Source organism: Pseudomonas sp. 2hn (genome assembly GCF_019646095.1).
Taxonomy (GTDB): Bacteria; Pseudomonadota; Gammaproteobacteria; order Pseudomonadales; family Pseudomonadaceae; genus Aquipseudomonas; species Aquipseudomonas peradeniyensis.
In genome coordinates this window covers 2,857,304-2,874,936 of sequence record NZ_CP081016.1, presented here as the reverse complement: position 1 = coordinate 2,874,936, position 17,633 = coordinate 2,857,304, and the positions used below count along the sequence as shown (strand labels likewise).

Below are 17,633 nucleotides of genomic sequence, written 5' to 3'. Positions count from 1 at the left end.
CCACTCGCAAGACTGCAACAGGCTGAGAATGGCGAAATAGACGATTCGCCCAACTCAACCGGGGAAGAGGGGCGCGATTGTGCATGTAAAGGTTGCACTTGGGGAAGCCCCGCCCGAGGGACGGTTGCACTTGTCTTTACAAGCAGGTTGTGCTGGAGGGGGCTGCTTTGCAACCCTTTCGCGGCACAAGGCCGCTCCTACAGAGAAACGCAAGTCCCTGTAGGAGCGGCCTTGCCGGGGCGCCGGACCGGCCGGAAAGGGCCGCAGAGCGGCCCCAGGCCGGTTACCGCTGAACGGCGGCAAACGCCTCGGCCACCTGGCGCAGGTTGGCCGGACGCAGCCCGGACATGCACACCCGGCCGCTGTCGATCAGGTACACGCCGAACTCGTCACGCAGCCGACGCACCTGCTCCACGCTGAAGCCGGTGTAGCTGAACATGCCGCGCTGGCGCAGGAAGAACTGGAAGTCCTGGCCCGGCAGCAGCTCGCCGAGCAGGTCGACCAGGCCCTGGCGCATGTCGAGGATACGCTTGCGCATCACCTCCACTTCCGCCGCCCACTGGGCGTTGAGCGCGGCGTCGCCGAGCACGCAGGCCACCAGCTGGGCGCCGAACGCGGGCGGGCTGGAGTAGTTGCGGCGCACGGTGGCCTTGAGCTGGCCGAGCACGCTGGAGGCGGTGGCGGCATCGTCGCAGACCACCGACAGGCCCCCTACCCGCTCGCCGTACAGCGAGAAGATTTTCGAGAACGAGTTGCTGACCAGGCATGGCACGCCGGCACGGGCCATCTCGCGAATGGCGTAGGCGTCTTCCACCAGGCCTTCACCGAAGCCCTGGTAGGCGATATCGAGGAACGGAATCAGCTGGCGCGCCTTGACCACCTCGACCACCTGCTGCCACTGGTTCTGCTCCAGGTCGACGCCGGTGGGGTTGTGGCAGCACGGGTGCAGCAGGACGATGCTGTTGGCCGGCAGGGTCTGCAGGGTCGCCAGCATGCCGGCGAAATCGACGCCACGGCTGGCGGTGTCGAAGTACGGGTAACTGTGCACCTTGAAGCCCGCGCCTTCGAAGATTGCCCGGTGATTGTCCCAGGTGGGGTTGCTCACCCACACCTCGGAGCCCGGGAAGTAGCGCTTGAGGAAGTCGGCGCCGACTTTCAGCGCGCCGGAGCCGCCGACGGTCTGCACGGTGGCCACGCGGCCATCGGCCACAGCCGGGTGATCTGCGCCGAACAGCAGCGCCTGGATCGCCTGGCGGTAGGCGGCCAGGCCTTCCATCGGCAGGTACAGCGAGGCTTCATGGGGCTGGCCGGCCAGGCGCTTCTCCACCTCGCCCACCGCCGCCAGCTGCGGCACCACGCCAGCTTCGTCGTAGTACAGGCCGATACTCAGGTTGACCTTGTCGGCGCGCGGGTCGGCCTTGAAGGTTTCCATCAACGAGAGGATCGGGTCGCCGGCATAGGCATCGACATGTTTGAACACAGCGTGCAGCTCCTTGGAAATCAGGACAGTTCAGGGAAGGCTCCAGCGAGGATACCCGCAGTGGGGCGTCAGGAACATCACCGATGTGCAAGGAGTCGATGCAGGGGCGCAAGAGCGGGGGTCACGACGCAAAGACATTTCCCACATCAATTACGGAAACGGATGAATAGGCGCTCGATGTAACTGCCTGTCATTGTCCCTGTTGATTCTCTAGTACGACTGGAGAGTAGCAGCGATCTTGAGATCGAGCGCCGCCCGCGCGGCGCATCGCGGGACAAGCCCGCCCCCACATTTGTTGCAACGTGCCAACCCTGCCAGGCCATGGTTGTCCGCCTTGGTGCATGTCTTGAGTCATGTGGAGCGGCGGTAGCGACCACGCAAAAACCGCGTCGTACAAACAAGGCGGACCAGGTAATGGCACAGGATTGACTGGCCCGAAACAGATGTGGGAGCGGGCTTGTCCGCGATGCGCCGCGCGGGCGGCGCTCGATCTCGAGAGCGGTGCAAGACCATCGCCAAACACTTGGCCGCCATCACGCGATCAATTGCCTTCTCGCCAAAGGCCTGTGAAGGGCGCGTCCAAAGACAAGGACCATACGATGCCTTACATCTACCTGGCTGTATGTACTGCACTGACAGGCTGGTTCCTCGACTGGATCTGCAAGCCGATTCTGGTGCGCAGATGGCTCTACCTGGTTTTCCAGATCACAGGCATCACCGCTTGCACCCAACTCGGTGCCCAGGAGGTTCTTTACTGGGATGGAGGGGCATGGGGCCTGTTCTTTTCACTCGCCGGATTTCCTCTGCTGTTCGAACGCTCGAGTTGGTATGAGCGAAACCGATAGAGGAGGCATTCATGACCATGCTTTACCTGCTGATCTATCTGCCGGTCGCAGTCCTTCTGTTCGACTGGCTTTGCAGGTCAGTACTGCTTCGCAGAATCCTGTACATCGTCTTCATGGTGGCGGGCATCAGCACTTGTTCACAGCTGGGGCAACGCGAGTTCATGAATCTCGATGGTGGGCAATGGGCTCTATTCTTCGTCGTGCTCGGCACGACCCTGCTGTTTGACCGCTCGCACTTTTTTGATCGTGATCGGGATTGAGGACCTGCGCCCCATCCCGATCCAGATGAGGCCAATTCAGCCCGCCAACCCCCGCAACTCCCCCCACTCCCGCTCACTCAACGCCACCCCTTCTCGCCCAGCCACTTCACGCTCGCGATAACGCCGCTCGCCCGGCATCCGTGTCAACCCGGCTGCCTGCATCTGTTCCACCAGTTCACGGCTGCGCAGCGCAAAGCGCTCGCCCTCGGCCTTGCTCGGGTCGATCACGATGATCAACTGCCCGGTCCAGGGGGTCTTGGCTCCCGGATGCCCGGACCAGTCGAACTCCCAGGAGAAATTGCCGCCCGTCAGCGCCGCCGCCAGCAGTTCGACCATCATCGACAGCGCCGAGCCCTTGTGCCCGCCGAACGGCAGCAAGGCGCCGCCCTCGAGAATCGCCTTGGGGTCGCTGGTCGGCCGGCCCTCGGCATCCACGCCCATGCCCGGCGGCAGTTGCTCGCCCGCCCGCGCGGCGATCTGCACATCGCCATGGGCCATGGCACTGGTGGCCATGTCGAAGACGATCGGATCATGCCCGGCGCAAGGCGCGGCAAAAGCAATGGGGTTGGTGCCGAACAGCGGCTTGCGCGCACCGTGTGGCACCACGCAGGTCATGCTGTTGACCACGCTCAGGGCGACCAGGCCCTCGTCGGCGAACGGTTCGACATCCGGCCACAGCGCGGCGAAATGGTGCGAGTTGTGGATCGCCAGCACCGCGATGCCGGCCCTGCGCGCCTTCTCCACCAGCAGCGGGCGGGCTGCGGCCAATGCCGGCTGGGCAAAGCCGCCCTTGGCATCGACTCGCACATAGGCCGGCGCAAGATCACTCACCTGTGGCTCGGCGCGACCATCGACCCAACCACTGGCCAGGGTCGAGACATAACCGGGAATACGGAACACCCCATGGCTGTGGGCACCGTCGCGCTGGGCACTGGCGCAATTGTGGGCGAGCACGGCGGCCACCGCCGCGCTGCAGCCATGACGCTCGAAGATCGACTGCAGCAACGCCTGCAGTTCGTTAAAAGGCACGCGCACGACAGGGCCGGTGGAAGGTGAAGACATCTGGAGCTCCTTTCTTGGAATTGGATTCGCTACAGCGCAACTGCACAGACTTTCCCGCCAATGACAGCTATCTGTCAAATATTGACTTGATGACAGAAAACAGCCATTTTGGCTTCCACGCCAGAAATCAACCGGAACCGACCATGAGCCGATCGATCAAGCAACGCCTGGAAAGCAGCCTGCACACCGCAGCCGCCTCGGGCCGCCAGATCGCCAGCTACATGCTCGCCAACCTCCACGAACTGCCGTTCCAGACCTCGGCCAGCATCGCCGCCAAGCTGGGCGTCAGTGAATCCAGCGTCGGCCGCTTCTGTCGCTCGCTGGGCTACGCGCACCTCAAGGCGCTCAAGCAGGACCTGCAGAACGACCTGGGCGACGGTCCCTGGCTGGTGGGCGACCGCCTGCAGGAGTTCCGCCAGCAACCCGAGGATGACCAGCGCTCGGGCAGCCTGGAGCTGGAAATGGCCGCGCTGGTACGCGTGCACGAATACAGCCGCGGCGAAGCCTGGCAGCAGGTGGCCCGGCGCCTGGCGGAAAAACCGCGGGTGTTCGTCGCCGGCTTTCAGACCGAACGTGGCGTGGCCATGTGCATGAGCCACCTGCTGCAATACCTGCGCGACGGCGTGCAACTGGTCGACGGCAGCGCCGGGCACTTCGCCGAGGTGCTGCTGGGGCGCCCCCAGGACTGCGCGCTGGTGGTGTTCGAAGCGCGCCGCTATTCCCGTCATGCCCTGCAGCTGTGCCACAAGGCCCGCGTGCTGGGCATCCCGGTGACCCTGGTCACCGACACCTTCTGTGACTGGGCCGATGCCAACGCCGACGAGGTGTTCCGCATCCCCACCGAATTCAACCTGTTCTGGGAATCCACCGCGACCATGCTGTCGTGGGTGCACCTGATGGTCAACGAGGTCTGCAAGAAGCTCGGACCGGATGTTGAAAGACGCTTGGAAGCAACTGCCGCTCTACATAACGAGTTCGTCGGCTACACCTCGTGGCCGGCGGGCAAACAACAATAGCAAGAGTGCAACTACCGAGGTGCGAGATGAAAGGAACCATGGCTGTGGTGGGTGCGTGCGCCCTGCTGCTGGCGGCCGGCGCCAGTGCCGAGACTCTGCGTTTTGCCACTGAAGGCGCTTACCCGCCGTTCAACTACGTCGATGCGAACAACCAGCTGCACGGCTTCGACATCGACATCACCCATGCCCTGTGCGAGCAGATGAAAGTCGAGTGCACCCTGGTGGCCCAGGACTGGGAAGGCATCATCCCGGCGCTGATGGCGCGCAAGTACGACGCGGTGGTGGCCTCGATGATCGACACCGAGGAGCGGCGCCGCAAGATCGCCTTCACCGACCGCTACTACCGCACCCCGCTGACCGTGGCAGTCGCCAAGGACAGCACGATCAGCGACGCACAGACCGATTTCAAGGGCTACACGGTCGGTGCCCAGTCCGCCTCGACCCAGGCGATCTACGCCGAGGACGTGTATGGCAAGGCCGGCGCGGACGTGAAGCTGTACCCGACCCTGGACGAGGCCAATGCCGACCTTGCCGCCGGGCGCCTGGACGGGGTGATCGCCGACAAGTTCCCGCTGCACGAATGGCTGAACAAGAATGGCAAGGACTGCTGCAAGATCCTCGGCGACGTCGACGGTACCAAGGCCGACGCGGCGATTGCCGTGCGCAAGGATGACGAGGTCCTGCGCACGCGGTTGAACGAGGCCCTGGCGGCAATCGTGGCCAATGGCACGTACCAGAAGATCGCGAGCAAGTACTTCGCCTTCGATATCTACCAGTAATCTCGTGGGAGCGGGCTTGCCCCGCGATGGTGTCCTTCGTCAATCAGGTGCTATCGCGGGGCAAGCCCGCTCCCACGGGGTCGCCTGTATCCTGGGGGTTACACATGCTCGATCAACTCTCCCTGCTCTCCTTCGCCAGCGGCGGCTGGGGCCAGGCGCTCTTGGCCGGCGCCCTGGTGACCGTGTCGCTGGCCCTGGCCTGCCTGCCCATCGGCCTGCCGCTGGGCCTGCTGGTGGCGCTGGCCGCGCGCTCGCGCAAACGCCTGCCGCGGGCCTGGGCCACCACCTTTTCCACGGTGTTTCGCGGCCTGCCCGAACTGCTCACCCTGCTGATCATCTACTACGGCTGCCAGATCGCCGCGCAGAAGGTCCTCGCCGCGCTGGGCTACGAGGGCGAGGTGCTGATCAACACCTTCCTTGCCGCAATGGCCGCCTTCAGCCTGGTGTTCGCCGCATTTTCCAGCGAAATCTGGCTGATGGCCTTCAAGACCCTGCCCAAGGGCCAGCTGGAGGCCTGCGCGGCCCTGGGCCTGGGCAAGCGCACAGGGTTCTTCAGGGTGGTGCTGCCGCAACTGACGCGCATCGCCCTGCCGGGCCTGTCGAACAACTGGCTGAGCCTGCTCAAGGACACCTCGCTGGTCTCGACCATCTCGCTGATCGACCTGATGCGCCAGACCAACCTGGCGGTCAGCGTGACCAAGGAACCGATGCTGTTCTACGGCGTCGCCTGCCTGGTCTACCTGCTGTTCTCGGCGCTGTCGGGCAGGGTCTTCGCCCTGCTGGAGCGGCGCAGCAACCGCCATCTGCAAGGAGCCCGCCCATGAGCCCGGAGCAACTGCTGGCCTACGTGCTTGACCCCGACCTGCTGGAGCGCTACGGCGCGCGCTTCGTCGATGGCCTGCTGGTCACCGCCAAGCTGGTGGCGATCTCCTTCACCCTCGGCGCGCTGCTGGGCATGCTCCTGGCCCTGGCGCGGATGTCGCGGAGCCTCGTGCTGCGACGCCTGGCCGCCGGCTACGTGTACTTCTTCCGCGGCTCGCCGCTGCTGGCGCAGTTGTTTTTGCTGTACTACGGGCTTGGTTCGTTCAAGGGCTTCTGGCAGGACCTGGGGCTGTGGTGGTTCTTCCGCGAGGCCTGGTACTGCGCCCTGCTCGCCTTCACCCTCAACACCGCCGCGTACCAGGCCGAGATCTTCCGCGCCAGCCTGATGGCCGTCGCGCCGGGCCAGTACGAGGCCGCCAAGGCCCTCAACCTCAAGCGCTCGACCACCTTCTTCAAGGTGGTGCTGCCGCAGTCGCTGCTGGTGGCCATCGGCCCGCTGGGCAACGAACTGATCATGATGATCAAGGCCAGCGCCATCGCCTCGCTGGTGACCCTCTACGACCTGATGGGGGTGACCAAGCTGGCCTTCTCGCGCAGCTTCGACTTCCAGATCTACCTGTGGGCGGCGGTGCTCTACCTGCTGATCGTCGAGGTGGTCCGGCGCACCCTGAAACACCTGGAGGCCCGCCTGGGCCGCCACCTGAACTGATTGAAGGAATCCTTCCATGCATTGCCAGATCATCGTCCTGGGCGCCGGCATCGTCGGCGTCAGCACCGCCCTGCACCTGCAGGCCCGCGGACGCCAGGTGATCCTCGTCGACCGCGACGAACCGGGCAGCGGCACCAGCCATGGCAACGCCGGGCTTATCGAGCGCTCCAGCGTGATCCCCTACGCCTTCCCGCGCCAGTGGAGTGCCTTGCTGCGCTATGGCCTGAACCGCCAGCCCGACGTGCGCTACAGCCTGACCCACCTGCCCAAGGCCGCGCCCTGGCTGCTCAGCTACTGGCGCCAGTCCGCCCCCGGGCAACTGGCCCAGGCCGCCGCCGACATGCTGCCGCTGGTGCAGCGCAGCGTCGAGGAACACGATGCGCTGATCGAGGCCGCCGGCCTGCAGGGGCTGGTACAGGCCAAAGGCTGGATCGAGGTGTACCGTGATGCCGCGCTGTTCGAACAGGCCAAGCGCGACCTTAAGGGCCTGACCCGCTACGGCCTGCAGTACGAGATCCTCGAACGCGAACAGTTGCAGGCCCGCGAACAGCAACTGGACGGTGGCGTGATCGGCGGCATCCACTGGCTCGACCCGAAGACAGTGAGCAACCCCGGCGGCCTGACCCGTGGCTATGCGGCGCTGTTCGTGCAGCGCGGGGGGCAGTTCCTCCACGGCGACGCCCGTAGCCTGCGCCAGGTCGAGGATGGCTGGCAGTTGGACACGCGTCGCGGCAGCGTGATCGCCGACGAAGTGGTGGCCTGCCTCGGCCCGCAGTCGGCCGACCTCTACGAGCGGCTGGGCTACCGCTTTCCACTTGGCATCAAACGCGGCTACCACATGCACTACGCCACCCGCTACGGCGCCGAGCTAGGGCACTCGATCTGCGACACCCAGGGCGGCTACGTCCTGGCGCCGATGGCCCGTGGCGTGCGCCTGACCACCGGCATCGAGTTCGCGGCGAGCGACGCCGCCGCCAACGAGATCCAGCTACGCCGCTGCGAGGCCCTGGCACGCCGGCTGTTCCCGGCCCTGGGCGAGCGCCTGGACGACAAGCCCTGGCTGGGCCGCCGCCCCTGCCTGCCGGACATGCGCCCGGTGATCGGCCCGGCGCCCCTGCACAAACACCTGTGGTTCAACTTCGGCCATGCCCACCACGGCTTGACCCTGGGCCCGGTCAGTGGCCGCCTGCTGGCGGAGTTGATGACCGGCGAGCGCCCCTTCACCGACCCTGCGCCCTACAGCGCCGCACGTTTCGACTGAACCTTGAGCGGGAGAACAACAAGATGACCGCCCCCCTGAGCCTTGCCAGCCTGCACCCTGCCCCCGATCAGCGCCCGGAGCTGATCCGCATCGAGGGCCTGAACAAGCACTACGGCGCCTTCCATGTGCTGCACGACATCGACCTGTCGGTACGCGAGGGCGAGCGTATCGTGCTCTGCGGCCCGTCGGGCTCGGGCAAGTCGACGCTGATCCGCTGCATCAACCGCCTGGAGATCGCCCAGCAGGGCAGCATCCATGTCGCCGGCATCGACCTGGCCAGCAAAGGCCGCCAGGCCGACCAGGTGCGCAGCGAGATCGGCATGGTGTTCCAGCACTTCAACCTGTTCCCGCACATGAGCGTGCTCGACAACTGCCTGCTGGCGCCGATGAGCGTGCGCGGCCTGTCGCGCCGGGAGGCCGAGGAACGGGCGCGATTCTACTTGAGCAAGGTCGGCATCGAGAGCCAGGCGCACAAGTACCCCAGCCAGCTGTCCGGCGGCCAGCAGCAGCGGGTGGCGATCGCCCGGGCGCTGTGCATGAAACCGAGGATCATGCTGTTCGACGAACCGACCTCGGCGCTCGACCCGGAGATGGTGGCCGAGGTGCTGGATGTGCTGGTGCAGTTGGCTGGCACCGGCATGACCATGCTTTGCGTCACCCACGAGATGGGCTTCGCCCGGCAGGTGGCCGAGCGGGTGCTGTTTCTCGAGGGCGGGCGGATCATCGAGGACAGTTCGCCGGAGGTATTCTTCGGGCAGCCCAGGACCGCGCGGGCACAGGCGTTTCTGAAGCAGATCCTGCATTAGCGATTAGCGGTTCTGGGCGCATGAGCGCCACCCTGACCGCACCCTCTTGCAAGATTGCGTCGCCATTCATACTGATGCAGATCTTGATCTTGATCTTGATCTTGATCTTGATCTTGATCTTGATCTTGACATCCGTATGTCCAACTTCACCGTCGACTAGCGACAGCTGCGTCAGTCCAGGCGCCGCCCGTACTTTCGCGACTTCAGGAGGCCGAACGCAGGCCTTGCGGAGGGAGGTGACGGGCATGGATGCCCGTCAAGCGCTGGGGCCCAGGATGGGCCCTGCAGCGCGGTCCTCCCGGGAGCAAGGCCGGAGTGAGGGGACCCGGAGCGAAGCGGAGGGCCGGATGAATGGAGCGATGTACGGGTCACCCACATGGGTTACACAAAAGTTCACTCACATAGGTGACAACACCTTGAGTGTTACATAACCATCAGTGGCATCCCGTACATCGACCCTGCCAAGGATGATGGGACCGAAAATAACATCCCAGACGCCATCCCCAACCTGCTCCAGGCCAATGGTCTGGTGCTTGAGCACATAACCTACGTAGATCCTCAAGCCGCGGCGGTTGATGATGCCGCAGCTATCCGCTGGCAAGCTCTCAATATGGCTGGGATAGGTCATCTCGGGGAGTTTTTCAGGGAATGGGCGCGGCGAGGGTTGGTAGCAAGACGCCGGTGTTTTCTGCTTCAACGCTTCATGCAAGCGCTCGTGATTGTAGTGCTGCCGGAAGCGATCAAAGTGCCGTTGTTGAGCCTCCCAGGCCACTGCCGGCGGCGATGGTAGCGTGCTTTTGAGCGTCCGATGCATGCGTTCGTGACGGCCATTTTGTTCAGGCCGACCAGGCGCAATGCGCTCGGGAATGATGCCTAGACGCAGCCACCAGATCGACAGCTGGGAAAGTCCCGCACGCCCCTTACTGGCAAACGGTACACCGTTATCGGTACGGATCCGCTCAGGCAGGCCATTCTCGCGGAACACTTGGGTGAAAACGGCCTGCGTTTCCAGGAGATTGGTGTTGGGCATGCTGTGGCAGGCGAGCAGGAAGCGACTGGCGTGATCCATGATCGTCAGCGGATAGCACCAGACGCCTGCACCTGTCAGAAATTGGCCTTTGTAGTCCGCACTGAACAGCTGGTTAGGCGACTCTGCCTTCTCCAGTGGCTTGGGATAGACCGCTACCCGCTGACGTAAGCGGCGTGGTTTGATCAATTCGGCTTTCTTGAGGATGTTGTAGATCGCTGTCTTCGAGGGCGGCGCCTCATCAGGGAAACGCTCCTGCAGCGCAGCCTGGATCTTTTTCGGACCCGGTTCCGTTTCGCCTCGACTGCGCAGTTCGATGATGGCTTCGCGAACTGCGACGGGGACGACCCAATCCTGGGTCAGCCGGCGGCGGCTGCGCTTGTAGCCGGTCTTTCGGCTGATCTCGTAGGCCTGGCACAAGGCGCTGAAGCTGGGCGCCCCCTGTAGGTAATCCGCGATGAAAAGCATTTTCAGGTCCATAGGTTTCAGCTCTCGCCAAGGCATGGTCAGATCCTCGAAAACCGACCCTGCCAGTTAAAGACTGTTACCTATGTGCGTGAACTGATTTGTAACCCATGTGGGTGAGTCATACCGCGAGGATTTTTTGGTTCCTTTTTGATCCTTCAAAAAGGAACTCGCCGTAAGGGCGAAAAGGTGACTATGCGTCGACATCGCGAATGAATGCACTTACAACTGTTAATACCAGCACCGACCAACTTTGACTTTGACTTTGACTTTGACTTTGACTTTGACTTTTAAAGCATGTGTTTTGACAATTATATGCGCATTCATTTGCGATGGTGACGCAAAGTCACCTTTCCGCCCTTACGGCGGGTAACTTTTTGAAGGATCAAAAAGTCACCAAAAAATCCTCGCTCCATTCATCCGGCCCCTACGCTTCGCTCCGGGGTTCCCTCGCTCCGTTCTTGCTCCCGGGAGGACCGCGCTGAACGCCCCATCCTGGGGCGCAGCGCTTGACGGGCATCCATGCCCGTCACCTCCCTCCGCAAGAACTCCGCTCGGCCTCCTGAAGTCGCAATTGGCGTCGCCTGAACTATCGCGCACTTAGAAGCAAGATCAAGATCAAGATCAAGATCAAGATCAAGATCAAGATCAACAGAGTTGCTATTGATCGGCGGCATGTTGATGTAATAACTTTCCTTCGCCGGAGATTCCAACGAAAGGGCCGTCGAGAGTGAAAGAACCTTATGGCGATATGGGATCACTCGCCGGGAATGTTTCATCCAGCGCGTTATCGACATTACTCTCCTTCGGTTGGGTCATCTCTCCACATTTGCAGTCCGCCATACGACACGGCTCCCCATTGCGATGCCCCGTCGCGCAGGCTTCGCAGCAATAGGCCTTGCCATCCTGGACCACGGCATTGGCATCCACGGTGCAAGAACAGTGGTTGCAAGAACAGCGTTGCTCATTCATCACGGCTCTCTCCTATCGTCATCAGGCTCCACGTCGTCGGTCCACGGCTCACCGTCCAACGGCGCCGAGCGGGCGAGTTCTGCCTCATCCAGGCCGATGCCGCCACCGATCTCGTGGGCGTCCACCTGGCGCAGGGTCTGGTCGGCAGGTCCGCCACCCATGCCTGGCTCATGCGGATCGCGAGCACCGGTTTCATCAAACAGTGTGTCCGGGCTCAGGTCGTCAAGGGTGACATTGTCCTCGTGCAGGCTGTCGCTCAGGGTCTCGCCACCGGTCAGGCCGCTTTCAGCGACACGCCGGGGCGGGTAGTCCTCGGCGATCTCGCGCGCCGGACGCTCGTCGCCGACACGCCCGTGGCGTTCATCGCGGCGCTCGCTGAAATCCAGCTCGTGGACACTGCCCATGCGGTCCTCGGTGGCGTCGATCTCCACCTGCGGTCTTGGGTCATCGGGTCTAGGCATTAACGTTCTCCATCAGTGGGCTTCACACGGTCGACTGCCCCTAGGAAGCAATGATTCAGAGTTTCTTCACAAAGCACCGCCGCGCGCGTTTTTTTGAACTCAACGCCGCGCCGCCGCCTCCCAATCTTGAGACCCGAACCCTCCCGGAGCCCGCCATGGCCAAGCCCCTGCAGGAGTACCAGCGCAAGCGCGATTTCAACGCCACGCCCGAGCCGGCTGGCAAGCGCGCCAGGCCACGCTCGGCCCACGCGCTGCAGTACTGCATCCAGAAACACGATGCCAGCCACCTGCACTACGACTTCCGCCTGGAACTCGACGGCACCCTCAAGAGCTGGGCGATCCCCAAGGGCCCCTCGCTCGATCCCAAAGTCCGGCGCCTGGCGGTGCACGTGGAGGATCACCCATTGGACTACGCCGATTTCGAAGGACGCATACCCGAAGGCCATTACGGCGCCGGTGATGTGATCGTCTGGGACCGGGGTATCTGGGAGCCCGAAGGCGATCCGCGTGAAGCCTATGCCAAAGGCAAACTGCGCTTTCGCCTGCAAGGCGAGAAGCTGTCGGGCGTCTGGAACCTGTTCCGCACCCACCTGGCCGGCAAGAAAGAGCAGTGGATGCTGGTCAAGTCCCATGACGGACAGGCGCGCAGCGAAACCGACTACCGCATCGTCGAGGCCCTGCCGGACAGCGTGCTGAGCGAGCGCACCCTGCCACCGCGGCACCCGACCAAGACAACCGCTTCCAAGCGCAAACGCAAGGCCGGCCGCAAAGCACTGCCGGCGTTGCTCCAGCCACAACTGGCCACGTTGGTCGACTCCCCGCCCAGCGGCGACTGGCGTTACGAAGTCAAGTTCGATGGCTACCGGATCCTGGCCCGCATCGACGGTGACGACATACGCCTGTTCACCCGCAATGGCCACGACTGGAGCGCGAAAATGCCCCGCCAGGTCGAGGCGCTCAAGGCACTGGGGCTCGACGCGGCATGGCTGGACGGCGAAATGGTGGTGGTCGGCGACAACGGTGCAGCCGATTTCCAGGCCCTGCAAAATGCCTTCGACACCAAGCACGACGAACGTATCACCTATTACCTGTTCGACCTCCCCTGGCTGGGCGGTGAGGATCTGCGCGAACTGCCGCTAAAGGCGCGTCGCGACACCCTGGCCAAACTGCTGGAAGATAACGCTTCGCCACTGCTCAGGTATTCAGCCGACTTCAAGGAGCCGGTCGACTCGCTGCTCGACAGCGCCTGTCGGCTGGAACTCGAGGGGCTGATCGGCAAACGTGCCGACAGCCCCTACGTCGGCCGACGCAGCAGCGACTGGATCAAGCTCAAGTGCAAGCAGCGCCAGGAATTCGTGATTGTCGGCTACACCGACCCCAAGGGCAGTCGCAACGGCTTCGGCGCCCTGCTGCTGGCGCTGCACGACCACGACAGCGGTCAGCTGCGCTACGCCGGCAAGGTCGGCACCGGCTTCAGCGCCGCCACCCTGGACAGCATCCTCGCCCGCTTGAAACCGCTGCAGACCGCCAAGCCGCCCTTGGCTCGCCCCCCCAGCGGGGCCGAAGCCCGCGGCGTGCACTGGCTCAAACCGCAACTGCTGGCGGAAGTCGCCTACGCCCAGATGACTCGCGAAGGCATCGTGCGCCATTCGGTGTTCCACGGTCTGCGCGACGACAAACCCGCCACCGCCATCGACCTGGAGCGAGCGATGCCCGCCAAGCGTGCAGCACAGACACGACCCGAGGGCCTGGGCAACCTGCGCCTGACCCACCCCGAGCGCGTGGTCGACGCGACCACCGGGGCCACCAAGCGCCAGGTCGCACAGTACTACGCCCAGGTCGCCGACCGGCTGCTGCCGCAGCTCAAGGATCGGCCTGTCGCCCTGGTCCGAGCACCAGATGGCCTGGGCGGCGAGCTGTTCTTCCAGAAGAACGCCGGCCAGCTGCATATTCCCCACGTGCTCAGCTACAGCAAGGCCCAGGCCGGCCAGGCGGCCATGGTGCTCAACCGCGCCGACAGCCTGCTGGGCGCGGTGCAGATGAACACACTGGAATTGCATACCTGGAATGCCACCACCAAGGACTTCGACAAGCCCGACCGCTTCGTGCTCGACCTCGACCCTGATCCCGCACTGCCCTGGAAGGCCATGCTCGAGGCCACCCAGCTGACCCTCACCTTGCTCGACGAACTGGGCCTGAAGGTGTTTCTCAAGACCAGCGGCAGCAAGGGCATGCACCTCGTCGTGCCGTTGACCCGGCGCGCCGGCTGGGACGAAGTGAAGGACTTCAGCCATGCCTTGGTCCAGCACATGGCCGGCCTGTTCCCCGATCGCCTCAGCGCCGTGTCCGGGCCAAAGAACCGGGTCGGGCGGATCTTCATCGACTACCTGCGCAACGGCAAGGGCGCCACCACCGTCGCCGCCTACTCGCTGCGCGCCCGCGAGGGCCTGCCGGTGTCGGTGCCGATCTGGCGTGAGGAACTGACTCAGCTCAAAGGCGCCAACCAATGGAACATCGGCAACCTGCAGGCCCGGCTTGCCGAGGTGGACGATCCGTGGGCCGAAATGGCCAGCACCCGTCAGTCGATCACCGTGCGCATGCGCAAGCAACTGGGGATTGCCTGATGGAATCGACTCACTTCGATCAACTGCTACACCGGCTTGCTGCCCGTTCGCAGCCTCTCGAACTCGAACCCTTGCTGCCGGAACTGCTGCAGGCTCTGCAGCGCGAACACCTCGACCTGCTCCCCTTGCCGGGCCAGGGGCGGACCCTGGAGCGCTGGCGGGCCCTGGCGCGGGTCGCTGCTTGCGATCTCAGCCTGGCCAAGCTCTACGAAGGCCATACCGACGCCTTGGCGATCCTCGCCGAATGCGGCGCCGCCCATCATGCATACGACGGAATCTGGGGCGTGTGGGCTGCCGAGCCGCCGGATGCCCGCACCCTCATCGTCGAACGGAACGGCGAGCAGGTTCGCCTGCAAGGCCGCAAGTTTTGGTGTTCGGGGGCATTGCAGATCGACCGTGCGCTGCTGACCGCCTGGCAGGACGACCAGCCTCAACTGGTGGCCATCGAGCTGGGCCATCCCAGCCAGCGTATCCAGGCCGACCACTGGCAGGCCGTTGGCATGGCCGCCACCGCCAGTGTCGCCATCACGTTCGACGACTCGCCAGGGCTGGCCATCGGCGAGCCCGGACAGTACCTGTCCCGCCCAGGCTTCTGGCACGGGGGCGCGGGCATCGCCGCCTGCTGGTACGGCGCGGCCGCAGCCTTGGCGGACTACCTGCGCGAACACTGCCGCAAACCCCGGCCCGACCCACACGCCGACGCCCACCTGGGCGCCGTCGATGCGGCCTTGTTCGGAGCCCGCGCCGCCCTGCGCGAATGCGCCGCCTGGATCGACCGGCACCCAGGCGACGATGCCAGTTTCAAGGTACGCCACACCCGCGCTCAGGTCGAGCAGGCGGTCGAGTTGGTCATCCAGCACGTCGGCCGGGCGCTGGGCGCCACGCCGTTCTGTTGCAGCAGCCACTTCGCCCGCCTCAGCGCCGACCTGCCGGTATACCTGCGGCAAAGCCACGCTGAACGCGACCTGGCCGAACTGGGGCGGCAACTGACCGACATGCCTGCAGGAACATGGCAACTATGAGCCAGAATCTGATTGAGGCCGCTGACGGCACGCCCTGGAGCGCCTGGCAGCAATCCGCGCACTTGGCACGCGCCACCTGGCTTACGCCGGACCGACTGTGCCCGCCCGGCAGACGGCTGGTGCTGCTGGCGCCGCATCCGGACGACGAGATCCTCATGGCCGGCGGCCTGTTGGCCAGCTTCCACGGCCGGGAACAGGACCTGGTGCTGATTTCCGCCACCAACGGCGAGGCCAGCCATCCGCATTCCAGCCAATGGACCGAGCACCGCCTGCGCCATCAGCGCCCCCTTGAGAGCCGCCATGCCCTGCAAAAGCTGGAGCTGGACCTCAACCGCGTCGATTGGCGACGACTCAATCTCAAGGACGGCTCCCTGCCCCGCGATGAAGCTTTCCTGGTCACGCACCTGGAACAGTTGCTCCAGCCCGACGACTTGCTGCTGACCACCTGGCGTGGCGATGGGCACTGCGATCATGAAGCGGCCGGCCGTGCCTGCGCCAGGGCGGCCCAGTCACGCCGCGCGCAGTTGGCCGAGGTACCGGTGTGGGCCTGGCATTGGGCCACTCCGGACGATCCACGCCTACCCTGGCCCCAGGCACATCGTCTCCAGCTCGACGAAACGCGCCTGGCGCGCAAGCGCGAGGCCCTCGCCGCCCATGCCAGCCAGTTGCAGCCCGATGGCGATCATCCGCCGGTACTGCCCGAACAGCTGCAGACCTGCCTGCTGCAACCCTTCGAACTGGTCTTCCTGTCAATGGAGTCGCCATGAGCCTCGACGCGCAGTACTTCGCCAACCTGTATGCCGCCAGCGATGACCCGTGGGCGTTTCGGACCCGCTGGTACGAACGACGCAAGCGCGACCTGGCCCTGGCCAGCCTGCCGCGCCAGTGCTACGCGCGCGTGTTCGAGCCGGCCTGCGCCAACGGCGAACTGAGCGTCCTGCTGGCCGAGCGCTGCGCCGACCTGCTGTGCCAGGACATCGACGCCACCGCCGTGGCCCTGGCCCGCCAACGGCTGGCAGGCGTGAGCCATGCCCGCGTCGAACAGGGACATCTGCCGGGCGACTGGCCGGGCGGGCAGTTCGACCTGATCGTGCTCAGCGAGATCGGCTACTACCTGGACCCCACCGACTGGCTACAGGTGATCGAGCAATCGGCGGCCAGCCTGAGCCATGACGGCGGCCTGCTGGCCTGCCATTGGCGCCATCCCATCGCCGGTTGCCCGCAGGATGGCCGTGAGGTCCATGCCCTGCTGGCCCGACACCTGCCGCTGTACCCGTTGCTGCGCCACGAGGAGGCGGATTTCCTGCTCGAGTACTGGTCGTGCCAACCCAGCGTCGTGGACCTGGACGAGACCTGCCCATGATCGCCGTCATCATTCCGGCCCACAACGAGGCCCGCCGCCTCGGGCACTGCCTGGCCGCCGTCAAGCTGGCGGTGGCGCGGGCCGAGGCGGCGGGCCTGGTGGTCGAGGTGCTGGTGGTCCTCGATCGCTGCGTCGATGCCAGCGCGCGCATCGCTCGCCGTCATGGCGTGCACACCCTGGAGCTGGAGGCTGGCAACGTCGGCATTGCCCGACGCTTGGGCGCGGCGTGGATGATCGAGCGCGGGGCGCAGTGGCTGGCTTTTACCGATGCCGACAGTCGCGTGCCCCAGCACTGGCTGGTGTCGCAACTGCAATGGCATGCCGACGCAGTCTGCGGCACGGTGCACATCGAGCGCTGGCAACCCTGGCACGGCGCCGCCCTGCGCCAGTTGTACCGCAGCCGTTACCAGGCCCGGGACGGCCATCGGCATATTCACGGCGCCAACCTGGGTGTCTGCGCCAAGGCCTATGAGCGCGTCGGCGGATTCCAGCCATTGCCGGCCCACGAAGATGTGCAACTGGTGCTGGCCCTCGAGGCCAGTGGCGCGCAGATCGTCTGGACGGCGGCGCACAGCGTGGCCACCAGCAGTCGCCGGGACAGCCGCGCCCGCCAGGGCTTCGGCGACTACCTGAATGGACTGGAGGGGCAACTGCCGTAA

General features: G+C 64.7%; 18 protein-coding genes. 13 read left to right on the top strand and 5 right to left on the bottom strand.

What is annotated here, in order from left to right; translation table 11 throughout:
- Positions 1-283 precede the first annotated feature (283 nt).
- A complete protein-coding gene (locus K2O50_RS12985) occupies positions 284-1,480 on the bottom strand; it encodes an amino acid aminotransferase (protein ID WP_050705938.1) in 1,197 nt (398 codons plus the stop codon).
- A gap of 599 nt (positions 1,481-2,079) precedes the next feature.
- On the opposite strand from K2O50_RS12985, the gene K2O50_RS12980 reads away from it, so the two are divergent.
- Positions 2,080-2,325, top strand: coding sequence for a hypothetical protein (locus tag K2O50_RS12980; RefSeq protein ID WP_050705939.1), 246 nt, complete (start codon positions 2,080-2,082; stop codon positions 2,323-2,325).
- 11 nt (positions 2,326-2,336) lie between these two features.
- On the top strand, positions 2,337-2,585 hold the full coding sequence (locus K2O50_RS12975; protein ID WP_050705940.1) for a hypothetical protein: 249 nt from the start codon (positions 2,337-2,339) through the stop codon (positions 2,583-2,585).
- 36 nt (positions 2,586-2,621) lie between these two features.
- Here the strand turns inward: K2O50_RS12975 and K2O50_RS12970 are convergent, their stop codons facing one another.
- On the bottom strand, positions 2,622-3,647 hold the full coding sequence (locus K2O50_RS12970; protein ID WP_220690026.1) for an Ldh family oxidoreductase: 1,026 nt from the start codon (positions 3,645-3,647) through the stop codon (positions 2,622-2,624).
- Positions 3,648-3,790: 143 nt separating this feature from the next.
- Between K2O50_RS12970 and K2O50_RS12965 the strand changes: the two genes are divergently transcribed.
- The 6 genes from K2O50_RS12965 to K2O50_RS12940 all read left to right on the top strand — a co-directional run bounded on the left by K2O50_RS12965 (position 3,791) and on the right by K2O50_RS12940 (position 9,040).
- Entirely contained in the window at positions 3,791-4,663 is an 873-nt protein-coding gene (locus tag K2O50_RS12965; protein WP_050705677.1) for a MurR/RpiR family transcriptional regulator, read from the top strand.
- Positions 4,664-4,689: 26 nt separating this feature from the next.
- Positions 4,690-5,442, top strand: coding sequence for a transporter substrate-binding domain-containing protein (locus K2O50_RS12960; protein ID WP_050705676.1), 753 nt, complete (start codon positions 4,690-4,692; stop codon positions 5,440-5,442).
- Positions 5,443-5,546: 104 nt separating this feature from the next.
- The gene (locus K2O50_RS12955; protein ID WP_050705675.1) at positions 5,547-6,266 is read left to right on the top strand and encodes an ABC transporter permease; all 720 of its coding nucleotides are present in this window, start codon (positions 5,547-5,549) and stop codon (positions 6,264-6,266) included.
- Positions 6,263-6,973, top strand: coding sequence for an ABC transporter permease (locus K2O50_RS12950; protein WP_050705674.1), 711 nt, complete (start codon positions 6,263-6,265; stop codon positions 6,971-6,973). The genes K2O50_RS12955 and K2O50_RS12950 overlap by 4 nt, the downstream gene beginning before the upstream one ends.
- 16 nt (positions 6,974-6,989) lie before the next feature.
- A complete protein-coding gene (locus K2O50_RS12945; protein WP_050705673.1) occupies positions 6,990-8,234 on the top strand; it encodes an FAD-binding oxidoreductase in 1,245 nt (414 codons plus the stop codon).
- A gap of 23 nt (positions 8,235-8,257) precedes the next feature.
- Entirely contained in the window at positions 8,258-9,040 is a 783-nt protein-coding gene (locus K2O50_RS12940) for an amino acid ABC transporter ATP-binding protein (protein WP_050705672.1), read from the top strand.
- A gap of 397 nt (positions 9,041-9,437) precedes the next feature.
- Here K2O50_RS12940 and K2O50_RS12935 read toward each other — a convergent pair whose 3' ends face one another.
- The 3 genes from K2O50_RS12935 to K2O50_RS12925 all read right to left on the bottom strand — a co-directional run bounded on the left by K2O50_RS12935 (position 9,438) and on the right by K2O50_RS12925 (position 11,965).
- On the bottom strand, positions 9,438-10,571 hold the full coding sequence (locus K2O50_RS12935; protein ID WP_220690025.1) for an integrase core domain-containing protein: 1,134 nt from the start codon (positions 10,569-10,571) through the stop codon (positions 9,438-9,440).
- 702 nt (positions 10,572-11,273) lie between these two features.
- Positions 11,274-11,504 carry a metallothionein gene (locus tag K2O50_RS12930; RefSeq protein ID WP_082337739.1) on the bottom strand — a complete coding sequence of 77 codons (231 nt, stop codon included), beginning with the start codon at positions 11,502-11,504 and terminating at the stop codon, positions 11,274-11,276.
- A complete protein-coding gene (locus K2O50_RS12925) occupies positions 11,504-11,965 on the bottom strand; it encodes a hypothetical protein (protein WP_050705670.1) in 462 nt (153 codons plus the stop codon). The genes K2O50_RS12930 and K2O50_RS12925 overlap by 1 nt, the downstream gene beginning before the upstream one ends.
- A gap of 155 nt (positions 11,966-12,120) precedes the next feature.
- Between K2O50_RS12925 and ligD the strand changes: the two genes are divergently transcribed.
- From ligD to K2O50_RS12900, 5 genes are read left to right on the top strand one after another with little or no spacing between them, the layout of a single operon-like run.
- Positions 12,121-14,589, top strand: a complete 2,469-nt coding sequence (gene ligD / locus K2O50_RS12920) for a DNA ligase D (RefSeq protein ID WP_050705669.1) — start codon at positions 12,121-12,123, stop codon at positions 14,587-14,589.
- Positions 14,589-15,611, top strand: coding sequence for an acyl-CoA dehydrogenase (locus K2O50_RS12915; protein WP_050705668.1), 1,023 nt, complete (start codon positions 14,589-14,591; stop codon positions 15,609-15,611). Before ligD ends, K2O50_RS12915 begins: the two co-directional genes overlap by 1 nt.
- A complete protein-coding gene (locus K2O50_RS12910; protein WP_050705667.1) occupies positions 15,608-16,378 on the top strand; it encodes a PIG-L deacetylase family protein in 771 nt (256 codons plus the stop codon). Before K2O50_RS12915 ends, K2O50_RS12910 begins: the two co-directional genes overlap by 4 nt.
- On the top strand, positions 16,375-16,974 hold the full coding sequence (locus K2O50_RS12905; protein WP_050705666.1) for a bifunctional 2-polyprenyl-6-hydroxyphenol methylase/3-demethylubiquinol 3-O-methyltransferase UbiG: 600 nt from the start codon (positions 16,375-16,377) through the stop codon (positions 16,972-16,974). The genes K2O50_RS12910 and K2O50_RS12905 overlap by 4 nt, the downstream gene beginning before the upstream one ends.
- A complete protein-coding gene (locus K2O50_RS12900) occupies positions 16,971-17,633 on the top strand; it encodes a glycosyltransferase (protein WP_050705665.1) in 663 nt (220 codons plus the stop codon). Before K2O50_RS12905 ends, K2O50_RS12900 begins: the two co-directional genes overlap by 4 nt.